The organism is Bacillus cereus group sp. BfR-BA-01356, from assembly GCF_022663635.1.
Classification (GTDB): Bacteria; Bacillota; Bacilli; order Bacillales; family Bacillaceae_G; genus Bacillus_A; species Bacillus_A cereus.
Genome location: NZ_JAKUFX010000329.1, coordinates 1 through 218, shown reverse-complemented (window position 1 = coordinate 218; position 218 = coordinate 1). Strand labels below are relative to the sequence as shown.

The following is a 218-nucleotide window of genomic DNA, read 5'->3' as shown; positions in this document are numbered from 1 at the left end:
ATTGTTTTTTTAAACTTAATAATAAGTATTTCAATTCAAATTCTTGATAAAAAATCTTAGTGATATATAGTTTAAACTCATCTAAATTAGGCTTTTCTGGGCTATATAGCACATGCCCATCAACTTAAAAATCTTCACTACCCCCAAGTGTAAAAAAACGTTATTCTTTCTAAAAAAGCTAGACTAGAAAGGATGACGTTTTCTTATGAATCTCTCGA

Annotated in this window: 1 pseudogene; it reads right to left on the bottom strand. The window is 28.0% G+C overall.

What is annotated here, in order from left to right:
• A pseudogene (locus MR168_RS33245) lies at positions 1–112 on the bottom strand (DUF1878 family protein); the annotation flags it as partial.
• Between the last annotated feature and the right edge of the window lie 106 nt (positions 113–218).